A 17,514-nucleotide genomic window follows, 5' to 3' on the forward strand; every position below is an offset into this window, starting at 1 on the left:
CAGGGCATTGGGTGTTTCTCACAAAGGAGAACCCGATGAAAACACGATTTCTGCCCCTTGCCATCCTCGCCCTGGCCGCCCCTGCTGCAGCCCAGGAGACCTTTCCCGCCACGCTCGCCGGCCACGCCTATCTGCCGGCGCTGAGCCTGGTCGCGCCACCTGCCGATGCACCCCGCGATGCCTGGATCAGCGGCAAGTTTACCGGCCCAGCCCGCAATGGCGTGCCGATGTCTGTCGAGGGCGACACCGGCGGCATGCACGGCAAGCGCCTGACCGGAATCAGCCTGCCTTTCATCGGCCAGCCACTGCAGGGCTTTTCCGGCTTTGCAATGAACAAGGCCGATGACGGCTCTGTCTATGTGCTGACCGACAACGGTTTTGGCTCCAAGGCCAACAGCCCAGACACCATGCTGTTCTTCAGCCGCATGATGGCGGATTTCGAGACCGGCAAGGTGGACATGAAGGAAACCGTGTTCTTGCATGACCCTGATTTCAAGGTGCCGTTCCGCATCTCATGGGACGGTACCGACAGCCGGTACCTGACGGGCTCTGACTTTGACCTCGAAAGCATCCAGCGTATCGATGATTCTATCTGGATCGGCGACGAGTTCGGGCCATACCTGATTGAAGCCGGGCTCGATGGCCGGGTGAAAAACGTCTATCCCACAATGATGGACGGCAAGCAGCTCAAGGGTGCCGACACGCCTGGCATCTCGGCCACTTCCGTGATCGGCAAGGACTGGAACGTTCCGCGTTCGGGTGGCTATGAAGGCATGGCGCTGCAGCCCGAGACAGGCCTGCTGTGGGCAATGCTGGAAAAGCCTCTTCTGGCTGAAGACGGCAAGAACGAAGGCGATTTCCTGCGCGTTCTGGCCTTCGATCCGGCCAAGCGCGAGTGGACTGGTGACAGCTTCAAGTTCAAGCTGGCCGAAGGCGCAACGGCAATCGGCGATTTCAACTTCATCGATACCACCCGTGCGCTGGTTATCGAGCGTGACAATGGCGAAGGTGAGCCGAGCCTGAAGTGTGCGGGCGATGCGAAGCCGGATTGCTTCCCCAACCCGGCAATGGTCAAGCACATTGTACTGATCGACACTGCAAGCATTGATGCGGACGGTTATGTTCGCCGGATCGGACAGATCGATCTGATGAACATTGCCGATCCCGACGCTGTTGCGCGTATCACCACCGATGGCGGCGAGGCCGGGCGGTTCAGCCTGCCCTTCTTCACAATCGAGGACGTGATGAAAGTCGACGACACGCACATCATGGTTGCAATCGACAACAACCTGCCGTTCTCGTCGGGTCGCAAGCTCGATGCTGCGGCGGACAATGAAGTGGTGTTGCTGAGCGTTCCGGAATTGCTTTCTGCGAAGTGATGCATCGAACTGTCCGGGGGGATAACACCCCCCGGACCCATCCAGCCCTTCAATCAGCTCAGGTCCTTATTATCGCTCGTCACGCGCTGCGGCAGCGCCGGTGCCAAGCTCGATGATCTCGGCCGTGATCGCCTCCTGCCGCACCCGGCGCAGCGTGGCCTGAAACGTTTCAAGTTCGCGCGCGATCTGGCTGCCCGCGGCCGACATGGCTTCAAGCCGGGCGTCATTTTCGGCCGCAAATGCGTGAAGCGCGGTCCTGCAGACAAGCGCATGAAAATAGTCCGCGCCAAGACTGTCGATCAGCGCGCCGACAGGAAGCTGCATCAGCGGATTTTCAAACGCGGGCGCCGGGAGATTGGACATATCGATCGGGAACAGGGTCTGCCGCCTGACCGTCGGTCGTCCAGACTTCTGTTCCGTGAAGATGACGTCGAGACGGTCAATATTGCCTGCACCCACCAAATTGTAGATCGCCGTCGTGATCCTGTCTGCGAGCTTCGGGATTCCAGGTGTGTGCGATGGCATGGCAGCGCTCCACACCGGCACGATCCCGCGGACAGCGGCAAGAGCAAGACCGCGTGTCCCTACGAGAAACAGGGTTTTGGCATCGGGCTCCACGTCAATGCTGTCGAGCACCCGCTCGCTGAAGGCGCCGGCGAACCCCTGTTCCGCACAGAACACCAGAAGCCCTGTCTTGGCTTGTGTTGCCTTCCCCGCGCTTGAACGGGGCGCTCTGGAAGGGGCCGCCTCGGGTCCAAGCGCGCTCGACATCACAGCCGCAATGGTCGCCGCGTAGCTGTCGACGGCCTCGAGCTGGGTTCTGGCGGTATGGGCGCGCGCGGCAGCGATACCTTTCATGGCGTTCACCACCGCCCCCAGCTGACCGACACTCTCGATCCGGGCACTGATGTCGGCCAACCGCTCGGTCATGACGCGGGTGTTTCTGCGGGGGGCTCCGCCACGTCGTCACCAGTCGTGCTCACGTCCGCATTGCTGCTTGAAAGTGATTGTGCAAGCCGGGTGATCGCGGTCATAACCACCTTGCGTGTCTCCGCTTCCATTTCGCCGCTTGCTGTTATCGTGCTAAGCACCTCGGCCGCGTCCCTCTCGAGGGCCGCCGGAAGGCCTGCGCGGAAAGCTGCCACCGCATCCAGCGGCAAGGGGTCGAGCAGTCCCGACTGCACCGCCAGCATCAGCCCGACTTCGTCGGCCAGGCGGAACGGCGCGTGTTGCGGCTGGCGAAGGATGGCCCGGATCCGCTCCCCCCGTTTGAGCTGGTCGCGGACCCGGCCTTCAGGCATGCCGCCGAAGCGGGTGAAAACCTCGAGCTCCAGAAACTGCGCATAGTCGAGCCGCAGCGTGCCCGCCGCCGTGCGCAAGCTTGGCGCCTGGGTCTTGCCGCCCACACGACTGACGCTCAGCCCCACATCCACCGCCGGCTTCTGGCCCTGGTGGAAAAGGGCAGCGTCGAGCACGATCTGTCCATCCGTGATCGAGATCAGGTTGGTCGGGATATAGGCAGACAGGTTGCCGGAATCCGTTTCGGCAATCGGCAGCGCGGTCAGCGAGCCGCCGCCGCGATCCTTCGACAGCTTCGCCGCGCGTTCGAGCAGACGAGCGTGGATGTAGAAGACATCGCCCGGATAGGCTTCACGCCCTGGCGATTGCCGGGTCAGAAGCGCGATTTCGCGGTGGGTGGCTGCATGTTTGGACAGATCATCGATCACGATCAGGGCGTGCTGGCCCTTGTCGCGGAAATACTCCGCCATCGTCATGCCGGCATAGGGCGCGATCCATTGAAGACCGGGCGCCGAGGCAGAGCTTGCCACCAGAACGATGCAGCGCTCGAAGTTTCCCTGCGCCTGCAGCGCGTCGATGGCGCGGCGCACGCTGGAGGTCTTCTGCCCCACAGCGACATAGATGCAGATCATGTCGGTGTCGCGTTGCGCAATCAGGGCGTCGATGGCGAGCGTCGTCTTGCCGGTGGAGTGGTCGCCGACGATCAGTTCGCGCTGACCCCTGCCAAGTGCAAACAGCGTGTCCATGGCTACGATCCCGGTCTGCACCGGCTCTGTGACCAGATCGCGCTCGATGATCGATGGCGCCGGGCGTTCGATCGGCAACCGGCTTGCTGCCTGGATCGGGCCCTTTCCGTCGAGCGGGCGACCGAGCGGATCGACGATCCGCCCCAGCAGCGCTTCGCCAACTGGAACATTGACCACTTCGCCGGTGCCGAAAACCGCGTCTCCGGCTTCGACATCGGTCGCTGCATCCAGAAGCACGCAGCCGATCTGATCGGAATCCAGAACCCTGGCGAAGCCGACCTGGCCACCCTGAAAGTGCATCACTTCGTCCAGCCGCACATCGCGCAATCCCGAAATCATGGCGATTCCGTCGCCGATCTCCTCGACCTGGCCTCTGTGTTCGACCCGCGGGCCAAGCGCCGCGCTGCGCAGGGCTGCTTGCGCGGCGACGAGCCAGTCCGTCTTGTCAGAGGGCCGCATCCGTCATCTCCTTCAGGATCGCGTCAAGGTCTGCCCGCCAGCTGTTGCGCAGCACGAAATGGGCGCTTCTGAGTTCCAGCCCGGCAATCAGGTCGGGATCGGTGACAAATTTCAGCTTCGGGGAACCTCCGAGCCCTGCAATCACAGCCTTCTTGATCTCCGCCTTCTCTGCGACCGTCGGGGATGTGGCGGAGGCAATCTCGATCTGGGCTTTGGCGGCAACCAGCGCTGCGCGCTCCGCGTCCGTCATGCCTGATATTGCCTTCACCAGGAGCTCAAGCTGAGCAGCCTGAACCGTGGGACTGTTCAACTGACCGAGGATCTTGGCGGCGATCTCCACTGAAAGCGTTGAGGCCTGCGCCGCGTTGTCTTTTTTCGCAGCCGCAGCGTCTCGGTCGATCGAGGTTTGCGCCGCCGCCAGCAATTTGTCGGCCTTGACCTGCGCGTCGGCAAGGGCAGCCTTTGCGGCGGCCTCCGCCTTTTTCGTGGCCTCCGCCAGCAATGCTGTGCGCTCAGCCGCTATGCCTTCTCGGGTCTTGCTGACATCGGCCAGAGCCGCATCGGCCTTGATTTGCGCGGCCTTTGCCTCGTCGATCGTGGCCTGTGTCGTTTCCTGACGCCGCGCAATGGCAGCTGCGACCGGACGCCAGAACAGCCTTGAGAGGAGCCAGACAAGGATCAGGACATTGATCGCCTGCAGGCCGAGCGTCCACCAGTTGATGGTCATTCGATCAAGCCAGCAGCGGGTTGGCGAAGAGCAGCAGAAGCGCGATCACCAGACAGTAGATAGCCGTCGTCTCGATCATCGCGAGACCCACGAAAAGCGTCCGCGAGATCGTGTTTGCAGCCTCGGGTTGACGCGCGATCGCGTCCATTGCTGCGGCAACTGCGCGGCCTTCGGCGAGGGCCGGGCCGATCGCGCCGAAAGACACGGCGAAGGCGGCGCAGAAAATGCTGGCCAGGGGAGCGTAATCCATCATGAAACCTTTTGTGTTGGGGAGGCCGCTGGAGCGGCGTCTGTCGGTTTGGGCTGGCCGTCCTCGACAGAAGAAGTGATGAACACCATCGCGAGAACGGCAAAGATGTAGGCCTGCACAAGCCCGGTCAGCAGATCCAGCGCCATCAGCGGGATGGGGACGAGAAGCCCCGCCAGCGAGGCGACGATACCGATGACGAAGACGCCGCTCATCACATTGCCGAACAGGCGGACGAACATGGAGAACACACGAGTGACGCTTTCCAGCATGTTGAGCGGGATCATCACCGCATTGGGCGCTGCGAAGGATTTCAGATATCCCCCCACGCCGCCGCCGCGGATTCCGAACCAGATCACCGAGAGAAAGACGAGCACAGCAAGCGCCGCATCGGTTTCGAGCTGCGCTGTCGGCGGATCAACCCCCGGCACAAGCGACGACCAGTTCGCCACCAGGATGAACAGGAACAGTGTGCCAATGAAACTGCGGTAGGGACTTGGTGCTGCACCGGTGGTTTCGCGGATCTGGGTATCGAGTGTAGCGACGATGAGTTCCATCGCCGCCTGCCTCTTGCTTGGCGTCTTGTCGAGCCGGCGGGTCGAAAGATAGGCTCCAAGAACCAGCACAACCATGATCACCCAGGTCGTAATGATTGCCTGCGTGATCGGAGCCGGTCCGATCTGGAACACCACGACGGAATCGAGCGGGGAGTTCATGAGGCGGCCCTCCGGATATGGCGCAGTATCAGGGCCTTGGCTGCAAGAACGCCCGCAAGCGTCGCCAGCAGCGCGATCCCACCTGCCAGAACGGCAAGGTACAAGCCGCCGCAAAGCAGAGCCAGACGGCCAAGTGTCAGGGCCAGAGCAAGATGAGGATGGCCTTGATTGACCACCAGATTGGTCGTTTCCCGCAATGCGCGGAAATAGAGGTAGCCAAGCACAAGCCCACCCAGAAAGTAGATCGGCAGGATCACAGGCAGCGGAAGCAAAGAGAGATCGATCATGGCGCGTTCATCCAGTTCCATGCGGTCCAGCCGCCAAGGCACAAACCGAGCACCATGAACGGCGCTGTCCAGAAAATGCCGGAGCCAAGATAGCCATCGAGCCAGCGGCCAAAGAACAGGCCCGCAAGGGTCGGCGTCACGAAGATCCAGCCGAGCACACCGATCTGCGCAAGGCGCCGGCCTACCGACATATCCCCCTCGCGCAGCCATTTATCGCGCCGGTCACGGCGCAGGCGCGTTTCGGCGATCAGCGGATCTTCTTCGGGTCCGTTTGAAGTTTCGGGTTTCACTGAAACTCTCCCGCATTCACGCCCGGCCCAAGCCGGCTGATCATGCGCCGGATGGCGTTCAATTGCAGGCGAACTGTTTCGACATGTTCCATTCGCTCTTTATCTGCGTCCGAATGAAACCGGGCGAGCACCTCGGAATCCAGCGTGGCGAGGTCATCGCCCGCCACCGCTTCGCGTGTGGCTATGGCGATCAAAGTGGTGGGGGCAGACTTTCCGCCCACGGTCATCACACCGCCGCGCACTGCGCAGAAGCGTTCCGTTTCATCCTTGCGCCAACTGACGATGGAGATCGCGAGCGCCGTCAGGAACGCAGCATGACCGGACAGGATGCCGAAACTGCCGCTCGCATCCTCGGCGCGCAAGCTATCGATGTCCTCATCGACCACTACCGACAGAGGTGTAACAATCTTCAGTCTCATGCCGCGGGCCCCGCGTCCGAGGTCTCCGATGCTTTTGCGTCGGCTTCTTTCTTGCGCGCATCTTCCAGCGTTCCGACCATGTAGAGCGAACTTTCAGACCAATCGTCGGCCTCGCCATCCAGAATGGCGCGGCACCCGGCCAGCGTATCCGCAAGCACGACGCTGGCACCCGGAGTGCCGGTAAAGGCCTCAGTCACCATGAAAGGCTGGGTCAGGAACCGCTGCAGCCGCCGTGCGCGTTTGACGATCAGCCGGTCCGAAGCGCCCAGCTCTTCGACCCCGAGCAAGGAGATGATGTCGGTCAGCTCCCGGAACCGCGCCAGCGCCTGACGCACAGCCTCGGCGGTCTCGTAATGCGCTTCGCCCACGATCAGCGGATCGAGCAGCATCGAAGACGAAGCCAGAGGGTCGATCGCCGGATAGAAACCTTCCGCTGCCTGGGCGCGCGACAGCACGATGACACAGTCCATGTGGCTGGAAATCGTTGTTACGGCCGGATCGGTGAAATCGTCTGCGGGAACGTAAACAGCCTGAATGGCGGTTACCGCGGAGCCTGCCACCGAGGCGATTCTCTCCTGCAGCCTGGCCACCTCGGTTGCCAGTGTCGGCTGGTATCCAACGCGCGAGGGCAGGCGGCCCAGAAGGCTCGACACCTCCGCGCCGGCCTGGACAAAGCGGAAGACGTTGTCCATCAGCAAGAGCACGTTCTTGTGTTTCTGGTCACGGAAATATTCAGACACCGTCAAGGCTGTCAGCGCGGCACGCCAGCGCGCGCCAGGCGGCTCGTTCATCTGGCCGTAGACGAGCACGGTCCGCTCCAGCACGCCGGAGCTTTGCATCTCGGTCAGGAGTTCGTGGCCCTCGCGCGATCGCTCGCCAATGCCTGCAAAAACGGATATGCCTTCATACTTCTCGACCATGGCGCGGATCAGTTCCATCACCAGAACGGTTTTGCCGACACCTGCGCCCCCGAACATCGCGGCCTTGCCGCCCTGCGCCATCGGCGTCAGCAGGTCGATCACCTTGATTCCGGTCTCATATACCTCGGTTGCGCCAGTCTGGGATTTCAGCAGCGGCGGCAGCGCGTGAATTGACCGGCGTGGCGTATCCTTTGCCAGCTCAGGTCCATTGTCCTGCGGATTGCCCACGACATCGAGAAGTCGACCGAGGACCGCCGTGCCAACAGGCACTTCGACCGGTCCGCCAGTGGCATGAACCGAAACGCCGCGCGCGAGCCCGGCAGTAGACTGAAACGCGACCGCGCGTACTGTGTGCAGATCGAGATGGCTGTGAACTTCGAGAATGAGAGGCGTCGGCCGGTCCCATTCCACGACCAGGGCAGAATTGATCGATGGCAGATCTTCTTCAGCGAAGACGACATCTACGACAGCGCCTCTCACGGCATCGACGATGCCGTCGGTCGGGTTGGCGGTCTTCCGAGAAGCGGTGTGCTCTCCCATGCGTTTTGGATCTTTCCGTCGAGGTGTTGGGCCTTGAACAGCAAGTCTAAAAGCTCGCATGGAGCACTGCATTGATATGTATCAGTGTTGCACCGCAGCGTCGGCGAATTGGTCACATCGCGAAGGCCTGCACGGCAATCGCCCCGGCATAGACGGTCAGTACGCCGGCGCTTTCAAAACCAATTCCTCCCGGTCCGGTTCGTTGACGCACGATAAGCCCGAGCAGCAGGATGGAGGTGAGCACAAGACCTGTGGCCAGCCAGAAGAAATCATTCGGTGTTAGCGCATGATAGAGCGAGCCATCGCGGTAGCTTAGATCGGACAGGGTCAGGAACAACGTGTCAAACGTGTTGCCGCCAATGATCCCGCCGACAGCCAATTGCAATGCACCACGGCGAACCGCGGCAAACGTCGTGACCAATTCCGGCAAGGAGGTCGCCACCGCCGTCATCAGTGCGCCGACCAGCGACGCCGAAAGGCTGTAGCGGTCGGTCAGTTCGCTCGCCACCTGCGCAATCGTCCAGCCTGCGCCCCCCATCACCAGCATCAGCCCGCCAAACCAGGCGAACAGGGGCAGATTGCCGCCTGTGTCCTTCTGGTCTTCGTCGGGCTGGTCATCTTCGGTCGCCGTAGTCCCCACAGGCGTCCACATCGGCTGCTCGCGGACGCGTTTGGAAGCGATGACACCGGTGATGTAGACAATCACCAAAATATAGGAGGCGGGATGGCTGCCGAATATAGTCACGTCCGGACCGGCATAGGCAAGAATCGGAATGGCCAGAAGCAGGATCAACAACGCGCCTTGAAACACGTTGGCGAGTTCTGCAGCTGCATGTTCGAGATTGGCGCGGCGGTGCAACAGATCGGCCAGCGCAAGAAAGGCAGTCTGCGCTGCGATGCCGCCCACACCATTTGAGAATGCAAGCGAAGCCCGACCGTCGAGCGCCGCCGTGACCGACACAACCGTGCCCGACAGAGAAGTTGCTGCGCCCAAAAGCACGCCGCCGATCAGCGCTTCGCCCAGACCAGTGCGATCGGCTATCCGGTCGGCGAGCCCGGTCATACGCACGCCGCAGAGAAGGATAACTCCGCTTGCGGCGGCGAAGATGGCCAAGAGAATGGCAAGAGAAAAGTCGCTGAACATCATGAGGGAACGGGCTCCTGTTCCTTCACCAATGCATCGGGCCGCTATTTGTTCAGATGAAAGCGATCGTTCCAGGAATTCTCTGTCGCCGAATTTATGTTGGAAATCAGTTCAGAGTAAACCCTATCTGTCTGGCTCGATTAATGCGCATTGCTATGGAGCTTTCGGCCTTTGGATTTAGCGTCAGATGGTGCCCCATCTTCATTCTGTTGGGCCGGTATTTCCTCGTGCACCTGGGCCCAGGCCAGGAAGGTGAAGATGAGCGTTCCGCCGACGATGTTGCCGGCCAGAACCGGCAGGAAGAATCCGGTCAAGGCCGCGACGATGCCAAGCTGCCCGGTGATCAGCATCCAGGCCATCTCGACAGAGCCCGCGACGATATGGGTGAAGCCGCAGACGCCGATCAGCCAGGTGAACAGCGTGATCAACCAGAAATTGGGCCCTACGGCCTGCGGCAGCATCCACACCAGAGCGGCAATGAGAATGCCTGCGGGGATGGCGCGGGCGAAACCTTCGGCGGCCGGTATCGCCATGTTGTGGCGCGAAATCTCGTCGAAAGCAGGAAGCAGCGCGTCGGGAAGAACCATGCCATAGGCAATTGTCGCCGCGGCGATGAAACAGCCAACGACATTCGCCACAAGTACAATCGCCCAGAGCCGGCTGGCTTGGCAAACGAACTGCGCGACGGTTTGGCCACCACCGGCAACACCGTCATGATCGTATTTTCGGTGAAAAGCTGCATCCGGCCCAGGATGACTAGCAGAAATCCGAAGCTGTAGCCGAAGTTCTCAAGAAGTGGCCTCCAATCCGTATCCGGAAGGTGGGTGCGCAGCATCGCCTTGCCGACAATTGAAAAGCTGATGAGGATACCTGCTGCGATGCCGGACCAGAACAGCGACCGGAACGGTCTGCCCAGTTTCCTCTTCACCGTCGCGCCTGATCACCTCGTGGATCAGCTTTGGGGAGAGTTTTGAGGCCTTGCCGACAGACTTTTCCTTGGCTTCCTCGACCATCTCGGAAACTTCGCCCGTCTCGTCCTTGTAACCTTTTTTGGTCTTGGGTGCTGATTTACTGTGGGATTTTGTGTCAGCTACGATGACTGGCTCCATCCGGCTTGAACATTGCGTTGGGCGAGATTTTTCACGTCCAGCTGCTCGCGCAGGATCGCCACGTTGCGCAGATTGGCTTTGAAGCCGACGTCGAAAATATCACCGATAATGGGTATGGCGCCGATGACATAGTCGAGGCCGGTATTTCCCGCCATGCGGGCGAGATGCCATTTGCTGACACCCATCTTGTGACCGCGCCAGATCATCCAGGCTGAAGGCGCCGCCATCAGCGTGTCTCCGATACCCGGAATCAGGCCGACAATCGTGTCCAGCCCGAAGCGGATCGAGGTGCCGGGCAGCACGAACCTGCTGTCGAGCGTTCGGGCCAACCGGTCAAGGCGAACAAGTTCCTGCTCGATCACAATAATGTCTTGTTCGAATGTCGGTGTGGTATCGGTCATGGCAGATCAATGGTTTTGCGCGCTTTTGGTTCCCTTCGTCACGAAGTGCCGTGGCTGCAAAAACAACGCTGGAAAAACCAGATACGTTCTTCGTGTGCCAGTCACTTGAAAAGCAAAACGAATTGGTGATCATCCAGAAGCACCAGGCTCTGATTTGAGCTGATGGTTTTTTGCCGGGCGCTTTATCTGGAATGATGCGCTGTGCCGCTGTCGATAGGCTCGTGCTCAGCCTAGGGGCGTTTGCCCGTGCGCCGCGGAAGTCGGCGGTCGTCGCGATTTTCAGCCGCGTCTTTCCCCAGGCCCAGGCCTGATCCTGTGCTCGTCTCGCCAGTCGAACCGCCAAGATCGAAGCCCGGTCGATCAACCGCGACGCGTTTTGCTGAACTGTCCGAATTTTTGTCTGCCGGTGTTTCCTGATCAAGCTTGGTTTCGGGATTGCTCTCCGGGGCATGCGTCTTGGATGATTCCTTGACCATGATTTTTGCTTTCTTGGTTTGCTCACACGCAAATCTGGCGGCGGGCGAATTCCTACTGGCGGCCAGTTCGTATCGTGTCGCCACCTTTGGTGTCATCGAGTTTGCCGAGGGTCGACTCAAGCGCATGATGCAGCTTCTTGGCAGCGCCCGAATAGGCGGCATCAATCGTGGCGGCATGGTCGCTGGCCACTTCCGGTTGACGACGCCTCCAGGCGCGCTTCGATAAGACAACGCTAGTCGAAACTGCCCGATTTGTTGCGTTCTCGTCGCTGAGGTGAACTTCAATGCGGGTAATATGCTGGCTGAAGCGGTCCAGCCGGGTGTGGATTTCAGCCGAAACCCGCGCTGACAGGCCTTCTCCACCATAGATGTTCTCGTCAGTGTTGATCTGAATTTGCATAACTGGCTTCCTTATCCGTACCGCCGCCCGGAACCTGTTTGTCAGGCCTGCCGGTCGAACTGCATCGTCGGGTCATCGTCAATGACGGCCACTCATTTCGTAGGTAACTGAACATAGTCCCACGGGATCCCAGGCGCACTGATGTCGATCAGGAGCTGCTTGCCCGCGGGTGACGCATTTTCCGGATCGGGGAAGCCGCTACAGAGCCGAAAAAACCGGGCTGAATATCACAGGAAATAAATGTAGCTGGCCGGCACGGTGGATCATGATGCCTCTTTAGTGATCGGCATCATGCATGGCGTTGAACCGGTAGGGCGCATACCCCTCGTCAGGCGAATGGGCGCGGTGGAACGCCTCCAGTGCTGGCATCATGGCCGCCGCCATCCGGTCGGCCTTCTGATCGGCCTCGGTCATGGGCGCGGACAGGATGTCGGCAATTTCAGCCAGCACGGCATCGCGGTCGATGGTGGTAACGCGGCCGTTGTCGACGACCCGGCGTCCGCCGACATAGACCTGGCGGATGGCTGATTTGCTGCCGCGATGAAGCACCGCATCGGCAATCGGCGTGCGCGGATCGATCACCGGGCGACCGATTTCTGACTTGCTCATCAGGACGATATCAGCCTGGCGGCCGGGTTCCAGCCTGCCGGTGATCTTGCCGAAGCCGACCGATCTCGCACCGTGCTCGGTTGCCATGGTCAGGATCCGGGATGCCTCGAGCCGGTTGTTCCACATGCCTGTTTCACGGTGCAGCGCCCAGACCAGCTTCATCTCGATCGTCATGTCACGGTCATCGCAGATGTTGGACTGGTCGATGCCAAGCGCCACGGGGATGTTGCGTCGCTGCATTTCGTTGACCGGGGCGATGCCACTGCCCAGTCGCAGGCCGGAGCTTGCGTTGTGGCAGACCATGCAGCCGCAATCGGACAATCGGTCAAGATCATCGCGTGTCATCCAGTTGCCGTGCCCGATGGTGAGTTCCGGCCCAAGGCATCCCAAGCGCTCCAGATGCTCGACAGCGGAGCACTCAAATCGCGATTGGGCGTAGCGCGCCTGGCGCTCGGTCTCCAGCAGATGCATGTGGATGCTGGCGCCGTGGGAGCGTGCCGTTTCGAAAATCATCTGCAGGCTGTCGTCGCTGCACCAGTGAAGATTGGCCGGGGCGAGGTTCATACGCACCATGTCCGGGCTTCGATCGGACCAAGTGCGATGTTGTCGGCTGAAGAAATCCATATAGGCACTGGTCGGCGTTTGTGCTGCCTGTATGGAGGGCGCCAGCCATTCACGGACCTCTTCCGGCAAGGTTTCAAGCACCTTGGCGTCGTCCTCATAGGACAAGATGTTCTGATCGCGGATCATGAAACAGTAGCCGCAACGCATGCCGATCTCGCCATAGGCGGAGATGATTTCGTCAGTGGTGCGATCCCAGTTTTCGACCGTACCTGACAAACCGGAAGTGATGTGCTGGACGGTGGTGGTGCCGCTTTCGAGCATCTCGATTGCCGAATACAGAGTATCCAGCCGGAGGCTCACCTGCCTCATCTTGCGGAACTGCGGTAGCCATAGCTCCAGCGGTGCAAACGGAACCCCCATCATCAAAGGGGTCAGTCCGAAGTGATGGTGTGAATTGGCAAAGCCCGGCATGGCGACCATGTCCCTGCCGCCTCTGACCTCGGCATGCGGATTGTCCCGGACCAGATCCGCAAGCTCGCCAACCGCGCCGATGATCCCGTCCCGGACCAATATAGCACCGTCGTCAATCACTTGCATGGCGCCCGATGCGTCGGGACCGGTCAGTACATGGCCGGCTGCGAGTATGAACGTCGGAGAAGGCGTATCTGCAAAACCCATTTGGACCTCTGCACAGTAAACTGGTTTGCCGCTGCTCGCTAAAACCGCGCCGGTGCCCGCTCCTCCCACGAACTCCGGCGCGACCTCATCAGGGCAAGCTTATGTGATCGATCCGATCACGCCCTCGATGAGATAGTCAGTCCCCCATAGCGAGCCATCATAAAGCCCAAGCGTACCTTCTACGACGAGGTTGCCCTTGTTGTCCTTGAGCGGACCGACAAAGATCGGTGCGCCCTTCTTGAGCTCTTCGATAGCGCCGAGGGCAGCCGACTTGCCGGCTTCGCTGCAGCCTGCGCCAAAAGGCGAGGACGCAACCATGTCGCGGTCATAGCCGCCTTCATTCACATTCGGGATTGCTTCGCCCTTGGTGATCAATCCGGCGTATTCCTTGTAGACCGTGCCCCATTTCAGCTCGGCGCCAGTGATGAAGCCGTTCGGCGCAAGCGGAGACTGATCAGCGTTGTGACCGCAGGTTTTCACGCCGCGGCCTTCGGAGGCCTCGACAATCACCTTCGGGCTGTCGACGTGGCAGGCAATGACATCGCAGCCAACATCAATGAGCGCGTTGGTGGCTTCCGCCTCACGCACAGGAAGTGACCATTCGCCGGTGATGATCAAGCGGACTTCGGCATCCGGATTGACCTTCTTCACCCCGAGAGTGAACGCGTTGATGTTGCGCAGAACAAGGGCGATGGGCTTTGCGGCGATGAAGCCGATCTTGTTCGACGTGGTCGACAGGCCCGCTGCAATTCCGTTTACGTAATGAGCCTGATCGAGGTAGCAGAAATAGCCGCCAAGGTTCATCGGGTGCTTGTCAGCGCTCCACAGTCCGGTGGGGTGACGGAACTGAACATCTGGATACTTGCCTGCCATATCGATCATGAAGGGGTCGAAATAGCCGAACGAGGTCGGGAACAGCAGGTTGACGCCGTCGAGGTTGATCATCGATTCCATCGACTTCTCGACAGCAATCGTTTCTGGCACGTTTTCTTCCTCGACGACTGTGATGCCCGGCAATTCACGAAGTGCCTGTGCGCCCACGGCATGGGCCTGGTTCCATCCGAAATCGTCTTTCGGGCCGACATATATCATGCCGATGGTGGTGTTCTCTGCGCGGGCCGGCATCAGGCCGCCACCCAGAACCATCGCGCCGGCGGCAACAGACGTTCCCAGGAAGCGACGGCGGTCAATCATGTATGAAGTCATCTCTCGTCTCCGTGTTAGGTTATTTGGCTACGCCTTCAGGCGCTTTCCTCCGGTCTGCAATTGCTCAACGGTATGTCTTGTTATGGTTGTTCCCCTGCCGGGTTTTCCGGTTCTGCGGAGTCGTCGAGGTTCTTATTCTGGGTCTCCCAATCTGCCACCGACATGGTCGGAAGCGTGAACTGGTCGCGGATTGTCGAATAGTCGTGGCCACCCAGGCGGCCAACGGCATCCATTCGTTTCTGGTCGACATGCTTGTTGAGTGGGTTGACGCAATCCTGGCGGATGAAAACGCCCATGACTTCGCCAAGAATGATTTCGCGCGACTTGCCGATCTCTAGGGTGATGTATCGTTTGCACTCGAGCGCTGCAGGGGCCTCAAGGATGCGCGGGCAACTCACATGCACGCCTGGAACCGGTGTCAGGCCGGCGATATCGAGTTCGTCCACGTCGGAGGAAAACGGCACCGCGCAGATGTTCATGGCGTCGATCATCGCCTGATCGACAATGTTGACCGTGAACTGCTCGGTCATGCGGATGTTGTGCCCGGTGTCCTTGAACGACATGTCGGCCTTGTTCTCTACGCCGATGGCGACAATGGCCGGATCGCCGGACAGCGCGTTGAAAAAGCTGAAAGGTGCGGCGTTGACGACCCCGTTTTCATCGACCGTCGTGACGAGCGCGATCGGGCGGGGGATCACCGTGCCGATGATCAGCTTGTACTTGTCGCGCCCGCTGAGACCAGAGAAATCGAAATGGGTATGGGTGACCGGCGGTTCGATGCTCATCGGCTTTCCTTGACCACTTGCAGCTTTGGCCGACCGCGGCCCTTTGCCGGTTTAGGCTCTGGTCTGTTGCCGCCTTCGACATAGGGCGAGAGCATGTCGGCAAGCGTTCTGGGGGAAGTTTCAGATGAGGTGATCAAGGCGCGTGCTTCAACTTCACTCAAATGGTGATGCATCAGCTCCCACGCCTTGGCCGCGTCTCCTTCGGCAATGGCGTCAATGATTTCACGATGCTCATGGACGCCGCAGTCGGCTGAATGGGGCCGGCCAAAGACGGCCAGGATCACCGAACAGCGCGAGACGACATCGGAGACGAAGCGCGACAGCAAAGGGTTGCCGGTCATGTCGGCCAAAAGCGTGTGGAACTCTCCCGCAAGGCGAATGGATGCTGGCGCGCTGCCCGCCTTCGCGGCTTCGATCTCCTTGGCAAGGTGCGCCTCAAGCGTGGCTTCATGCTCCGGGCTCCACCGCTTGATGACCAGGCTCACGACCTCCCGCTCAAGCGCCTGACGGACTTCGAAGGCAGCCACGGCGTCATCGAGACTGGGAATGGAAACGGTCGCAGGCCGCTTGCCGCCGATTTCAATCAGGCCTTCCGCATTCAGCCGGCTGAACACCTGCCGCACCAGAGTTCTGCTCATCGAGAACAGCTGTCCGACCTCGTCCTCTGGTAGCTTGTCGCCCGGACGCAGCGCCTGTTCGATTATGGCGCTTTTCAGCGCCATGTAGGCATGGTCAATTCTGCTCGGCTTGTTGGTCATGCGGCACTCACGATCATCGTTCTATTGTATACCATGCGTCACAATTCTTGTATCGATCAAATGTCCAAATATTAAGCAAGTGATGCCTAATTTTGAGGCGGATCGAACAACAAAAATGCTCTCTTGCTTTATGATGCCTCGTTAATTGGGGCTGCAGTATGCATTTCGGCTTGAAAAGAGTGGTAGCAAGAAAACAAAATCGTGTATACATGATTTTCTTATGGTGCATACGAAGGGGTGACTTGATGACCGGAAAAACACTCAAGCTTTGGCTCAATCACCAGCAGCGAGCGCTCCTCGAACGGGCGGTGGAGGATGGCGCTGCCCCGTCGCTTGAAGCTCTGGTCAGGCGCGCCATTGCCGAGAGCAAGCCTTTGCCCGCCGGTCAGCCGGAGGTGAAATGATGTCAGAGCGTCAGCCAAAATTTGAATGGATCATGCAGCCCGGAACCGGCAAGGCGCTTGAAGTTCGAAAGGGCCAGATCCTCAGGATCGAACAGGTGCTCGGCGCTCAGTGTGTCGATTTCAACTGCTTCAACCTGCACGACTACAGGGAATTCATGCATTGCGGACGCACCCGCACGGTTCACGGTTTCAACCCAAGCAAGGGGACATACCTTTGGTCGGCGCCGCCGCGTGAACGGGCGATGATGTATATCGCCGAGGACACCTATGGCCGCAATGACGTGCTGTTTCCCCGCTGCAGCGCCTATCTCTATGAAAGCGCCTACGGCTATCACACGCACACAAATTGCCACGATATCCAGTCCGAAGCACAGCGCGAATACGGGCTGACCCCTGATGATGTGCACGACAGTTTCAATATGTTCATGTGCACGGAAGTGACCCTTGAAGGCAGCGCCACCATCACACGGCAGCAGTCACAGAAGGGGGATCATATCGATCTGATTGCGCTGATGGATGTGCTGGCCGTCCCCAATGTCTGCGGTGCGGATGTGATGCGAACCAGCAATTTCGGGCTGAAGCCGATCAAGCTGCAGATCTTTGATGCAACCGACGAGGAGATGGCTGCGGTCCCGGAAACCCCGACGCTCAGGAGTCAGCGGACGCCGAAGGATTTTGTGAATTCGCAGATCAAGGCGACGCGCGAACTCGTGCCCGATGCAGCCTATGTGCCGCAATTCGTCAACACGCCATTGGCCGAAACAGCAATCGAGATCGCCCTCGATGCGGATGAGGTCGCCAAGTTCGAGGCGCTTGCGCGCCGGACCATCTATGGTGATGACGACGATTCCGCGCTGCGCGATATCGTCTTTTCCTGGTGGGAAAACCGCTATCTCAACTCCGCAAGCGGTGCACCACGGATTTCAAAGACGGAAAAGCAATAGGATCGTC

General features: G+C 59.9%; 22 protein-coding genes. 4 read left to right on the forward strand and 18 right to left on the reverse strand.

Going from position 1 to position 17,514, the window contains the following annotated elements:
* The first annotated feature begins 35 nt into the window (after nucleotides 1-35).
* Entirely contained in the window at nucleotides 36-1,379 is a 1,344-nt protein-coding gene (locus WNZ14_RS08425) for an esterase-like activity of phytase family protein (protein ID WP_342868121.1), read from the forward strand.
* Nucleotides 1,380-1,448: 69 nt separating this feature from the next.
* On the opposite strand, the gene WNZ14_RS08430 is transcribed toward WNZ14_RS08425, so the two are convergent.
* The 11 genes from WNZ14_RS08430 to WNZ14_RS08480 all read right to left on the reverse strand — a co-directional run bounded on the left by WNZ14_RS08430 (nucleotide 1,449) and on the right by WNZ14_RS08480 (nucleotide 9,940).
* Nucleotides 1,449-2,309, reverse strand: coding sequence for a FoF1 ATP synthase subunit gamma (locus WNZ14_RS08430; protein ID WP_342868122.1), 861 nt, complete (start codon nucleotides 2,307-2,309; stop codon nucleotides 1,449-1,451).
* Complete coding sequence (locus tag WNZ14_RS08435; RefSeq protein ID WP_342868123.1) at nucleotides 2,306-3,883, reverse strand: F0F1 ATP synthase subunit alpha; 1,578 nt, start codon at nucleotides 3,881-3,883, stop codon at nucleotides 2,306-2,308. The genes WNZ14_RS08430 and WNZ14_RS08435 overlap by 4 nt, the downstream gene beginning before the upstream one ends.
* Nucleotides 3,870-4,610 (reverse strand): F0F1 ATP synthase subunit delta, encoded by a 741-nt coding sequence (locus tag WNZ14_RS08440; RefSeq protein ID WP_342868124.1) that lies wholly within the window; start codon nucleotides 4,608-4,610, stop codon nucleotides 3,870-3,872. The genes WNZ14_RS08435 and WNZ14_RS08440 overlap by 14 nt, the downstream gene beginning before the upstream one ends.
* A gap of 4 nt (nucleotides 4,611-4,614) precedes the next feature.
* Nucleotides 4,615-4,860: a F0F1 ATP synthase subunit C gene (locus tag WNZ14_RS08445; protein ID WP_342868548.1), complete on the reverse strand. Its 246-nt coding sequence runs from the start codon at nucleotides 4,858-4,860 to the stop codon at nucleotides 4,615-4,617.
* The gene (locus WNZ14_RS08450; protein ID WP_342868125.1) at nucleotides 4,860-5,573 is read right to left on the reverse strand and encodes a F0F1 ATP synthase subunit A; all 714 of its coding nucleotides are present in this window, start codon (nucleotides 5,571-5,573) and stop codon (nucleotides 4,860-4,862) included. The genes WNZ14_RS08445 and WNZ14_RS08450 overlap by 1 nt, the downstream gene beginning before the upstream one ends.
* A complete protein-coding gene (locus WNZ14_RS08455; protein ID WP_342868126.1) occupies nucleotides 5,570-5,881 on the reverse strand; it encodes an ATP synthase subunit I in 312 nt (103 codons plus the stop codon). The genes WNZ14_RS08450 and WNZ14_RS08455 overlap by 4 nt, the downstream gene beginning before the upstream one ends.
* Nucleotides 5,857-6,150 carry an AtpZ/AtpI family protein gene (locus WNZ14_RS08460; protein ID WP_342868127.1) on the reverse strand — a complete coding sequence of 98 codons (294 nt, stop codon included), beginning with the start codon at nucleotides 6,148-6,150 and terminating at the stop codon, nucleotides 5,857-5,859. The genes WNZ14_RS08455 and WNZ14_RS08460 overlap by 25 nt, the downstream gene beginning before the upstream one ends.
* Nucleotides 6,147-6,569 carry a F0F1 ATP synthase subunit epsilon gene (locus WNZ14_RS08465; RefSeq protein ID WP_342868128.1) on the reverse strand — a complete coding sequence of 141 codons (423 nt, stop codon included), beginning with the start codon at nucleotides 6,567-6,569 and terminating at the stop codon, nucleotides 6,147-6,149. Before WNZ14_RS08465 ends, WNZ14_RS08460 begins: the two co-directional genes overlap by 4 nt.
* Nucleotides 6,566-8,029 carry a F0F1 ATP synthase subunit beta gene (gene atpD, locus WNZ14_RS08470; RefSeq protein WP_342868129.1) on the reverse strand — a complete coding sequence of 488 codons (1,464 nt, stop codon included), beginning with the start codon at nucleotides 8,027-8,029 and terminating at the stop codon, nucleotides 6,566-6,568. Before atpD ends, WNZ14_RS08465 begins: the two co-directional genes overlap by 4 nt.
* 112 nt (nucleotides 8,030-8,141) lie before the next feature.
* Nucleotides 8,142-9,176, reverse strand: coding sequence for a sodium:calcium antiporter (locus tag WNZ14_RS08475; RefSeq protein ID WP_342868130.1), 1,035 nt, complete (start codon nucleotides 9,174-9,176; stop codon nucleotides 8,142-8,144).
* A 137-nt stretch (nucleotides 9,177-9,313) separates the two neighbouring features.
* Nucleotides 9,314-9,940, reverse strand: coding sequence for a formate/nitrite transporter family protein (locus WNZ14_RS08480; RefSeq protein ID WP_342868549.1), 627 nt, complete (start codon nucleotides 9,938-9,940; stop codon nucleotides 9,314-9,316).
* A gap of 57 nt (nucleotides 9,941-9,997) precedes the next feature.
* Between WNZ14_RS08480 and WNZ14_RS08485 the strand changes: the two genes are divergently transcribed.
* A complete protein-coding gene (locus WNZ14_RS08485; protein WP_342868131.1) occupies nucleotides 9,998-10,147 on the forward strand; it encodes a hypothetical protein in 150 nt (49 codons plus the stop codon).
* 116 nt (nucleotides 10,148-10,263) lie between these two features.
* Here WNZ14_RS08485 and WNZ14_RS08490 read toward each other — a convergent pair whose 3' ends face one another.
* The 7 genes from WNZ14_RS08490 to WNZ14_RS08520 all read right to left on the reverse strand — a co-directional run bounded on the left by WNZ14_RS08490 (nucleotide 10,264) and on the right by WNZ14_RS08520 (nucleotide 16,159).
* Nucleotides 10,264-10,683, reverse strand: a complete 420-nt coding sequence (locus WNZ14_RS08490) for a DUF4112 domain-containing protein (RefSeq protein WP_342868132.1) — start codon at nucleotides 10,681-10,683, stop codon at nucleotides 10,264-10,266.
* A gap of 230 nt (nucleotides 10,684-10,913) precedes the next feature.
* The gene (locus WNZ14_RS08495; protein WP_342868133.1) at nucleotides 10,914-11,159 is read right to left on the reverse strand and encodes a hypothetical protein; all 246 of its coding nucleotides are present in this window, start codon (nucleotides 11,157-11,159) and stop codon (nucleotides 10,914-10,916) included.
* A 52-nt stretch (nucleotides 11,160-11,211) separates the two neighbouring features.
* Nucleotides 11,212-11,559: a hypothetical protein gene (locus WNZ14_RS08500; protein ID WP_342868134.1), complete on the reverse strand. Its 348-nt coding sequence runs from the start codon at nucleotides 11,557-11,559 to the stop codon at nucleotides 11,212-11,214.
* A gap of 276 nt (nucleotides 11,560-11,835) precedes the next feature.
* Complete coding sequence (locus WNZ14_RS08505) at nucleotides 11,836-13,410, reverse strand: amidohydrolase family protein (protein ID WP_342868135.1); 1,575 nt, start codon at nucleotides 13,408-13,410, stop codon at nucleotides 11,836-11,838.
* A gap of 99 nt (nucleotides 13,411-13,509) precedes the next feature.
* The gene (locus WNZ14_RS08510; protein WP_342868136.1) at nucleotides 13,510-14,616 is read right to left on the reverse strand and encodes a BMP family ABC transporter substrate-binding protein; all 1,107 of its coding nucleotides are present in this window, start codon (nucleotides 14,614-14,616) and stop codon (nucleotides 13,510-13,512) included.
* An 80-nt stretch (nucleotides 14,617-14,696) separates the two neighbouring features.
* On the reverse strand, nucleotides 14,697-15,401 hold the full coding sequence (locus WNZ14_RS08515) for a flavin reductase family protein (protein ID WP_342868137.1): 705 nt from the start codon (nucleotides 15,399-15,401) through the stop codon (nucleotides 14,697-14,699).
* Entirely contained in the window at nucleotides 15,398-16,159 is a 762-nt protein-coding gene (locus tag WNZ14_RS08520; RefSeq protein WP_342868138.1) for a GntR family transcriptional regulator, read from the reverse strand. The genes WNZ14_RS08515 and WNZ14_RS08520 overlap by 4 nt, the downstream gene beginning before the upstream one ends.
* A 245-nt stretch (nucleotides 16,160-16,404) precedes the next feature.
* Here WNZ14_RS08520 and WNZ14_RS08525 point away from each other — a divergent pair, with 245 nt between their 5' ends.
* Both WNZ14_RS08525 and WNZ14_RS08530 read left to right on the forward strand, forming a co-directional pair.
* Nucleotides 16,405-16,563, forward strand: coding sequence for a hypothetical protein (locus WNZ14_RS08525; RefSeq protein WP_342868139.1), 159 nt, complete (start codon nucleotides 16,405-16,407; stop codon nucleotides 16,561-16,563).
* The gene (locus tag WNZ14_RS08530; protein ID WP_342868140.1) at nucleotides 16,560-17,507 is read left to right on the forward strand and encodes an urea carboxylase-associated family protein; all 948 of its coding nucleotides are present in this window, start codon (nucleotides 16,560-16,562) and stop codon (nucleotides 17,505-17,507) included. Before WNZ14_RS08525 ends, WNZ14_RS08530 begins: the two co-directional genes overlap by 4 nt.
* The last annotated feature ends 7 nt before the right edge of the window (nucleotides 17,508-17,514 follow it).

This window comes from Hoeflea sp. AS60 (genome assembly GCF_038900115.1).
Classification (GTDB): domain Bacteria; phylum Pseudomonadota; class Alphaproteobacteria; order Rhizobiales; family Rhizobiaceae; genus Hoeflea.

Bases quoted from the DNA above. Each gene is read 5' to 3' on its own strand.
- WNZ14_RS08425 (WP_342868121.1), top strand. From the start codon at position 36: ATGAAAACACGATTTCTGCCCCTTGCCATCCTCGCCCTGGCCGCCCCT.
- WNZ14_RS08430 (WP_342868122.1), bottom strand. From the start codon at position 2,309: ATGACCGAGCGGTTGGCCGACATCAGTGCCCGGATCGAGAGTGTCGGT.
- WNZ14_RS08435 (WP_342868123.1), bottom strand. From the start codon at position 3,883: ATGCGGCCCTCTGACAAGACGGACTGGCTCGTCGCCGCGCAAGCAGCC.
- WNZ14_RS08440 (WP_342868124.1), bottom strand. From the start codon at position 4,610: ATGACCATCAACTGGTGGACGCTCGGCCTGCAGGCGATCAATGTCCTG.
- WNZ14_RS08445 (WP_342868548.1), bottom strand. From the start codon at position 4,860: ATGGATTACGCTCCCCTGGCCAGCATTTTCTGCGCCGCCTTCGCCGTG.
- WNZ14_RS08450 (WP_342868125.1), bottom strand. From the start codon at position 5,573: ATGAACTCCCCGCTCGATTCCGTCGTGGTGTTCCAGATCGGACCGGCT.
- WNZ14_RS08455 (WP_342868126.1), bottom strand. From the start codon at position 5,881: ATGGAACTGGATGAACGCGCCATGATCGATCTCTCTTTGCTTCCGCTG.
- WNZ14_RS08465 (WP_342868128.1), bottom strand. From the start codon at position 6,569: ATGAGACTGAAGATTGTTACACCTCTGTCGGTAGTGGTCGATGAGGAC.
- atpD (WP_342868129.1), bottom strand. From the start codon at position 8,029: ATGGGAGAGCACACCGCTTCTCGGAAGACCGCCAACCCGACCGACGGC.
- WNZ14_RS08475 (WP_342868130.1), bottom strand. From the start codon at position 9,176: ATGATGTTCAGCGACTTTTCTCTTGCCATTCTCTTGGCCATCTTCGCC.
- WNZ14_RS08490 (WP_342868132.1), bottom strand. From the start codon at position 10,683: ATGACCGATACCACACCGACATTCGAACAAGACATTATTGTGATCGAG.
- WNZ14_RS08495 (WP_342868133.1), bottom strand. From the start codon at position 11,159: ATGGTCAAGGAATCATCCAAGACGCATGCCCCGGAGAGCAATCCCGAA.
- WNZ14_RS08500 (WP_342868134.1), bottom strand. From the start codon at position 11,559: ATGCAAATTCAGATCAACACTGACGAGAACATCTATGGTGGAGAAGGC.
- WNZ14_RS08505 (WP_342868135.1), bottom strand. From the start codon at position 13,410: ATGGGTTTTGCAGATACGCCTTCTCCGACGTTCATACTCGCAGCCGGC.
- WNZ14_RS08510 (WP_342868136.1), bottom strand. From the start codon at position 14,616: ATGACTTCATACATGATTGACCGCCGTCGCTTCCTGGGAACGTCTGTT.
- WNZ14_RS08515 (WP_342868137.1), bottom strand. From the start codon at position 15,401: ATGAGCATCGAACCGCCGGTCACCCATACCCATTTCGATTTCTCTGGT.
- WNZ14_RS08520 (WP_342868138.1), bottom strand. From the start codon at position 16,159: ATGACCAACAAGCCGAGCAGAATTGACCATGCCTACATGGCGCTGAAA.
- WNZ14_RS08525 (WP_342868139.1), top strand. From the start codon at position 16,405: ATGACCGGAAAAACACTCAAGCTTTGGCTCAATCACCAGCAGCGAGCG.
- WNZ14_RS08530 (WP_342868140.1), top strand. From the start codon at position 16,560: ATGATGTCAGAGCGTCAGCCAAAATTTGAATGGATCATGCAGCCCGGA.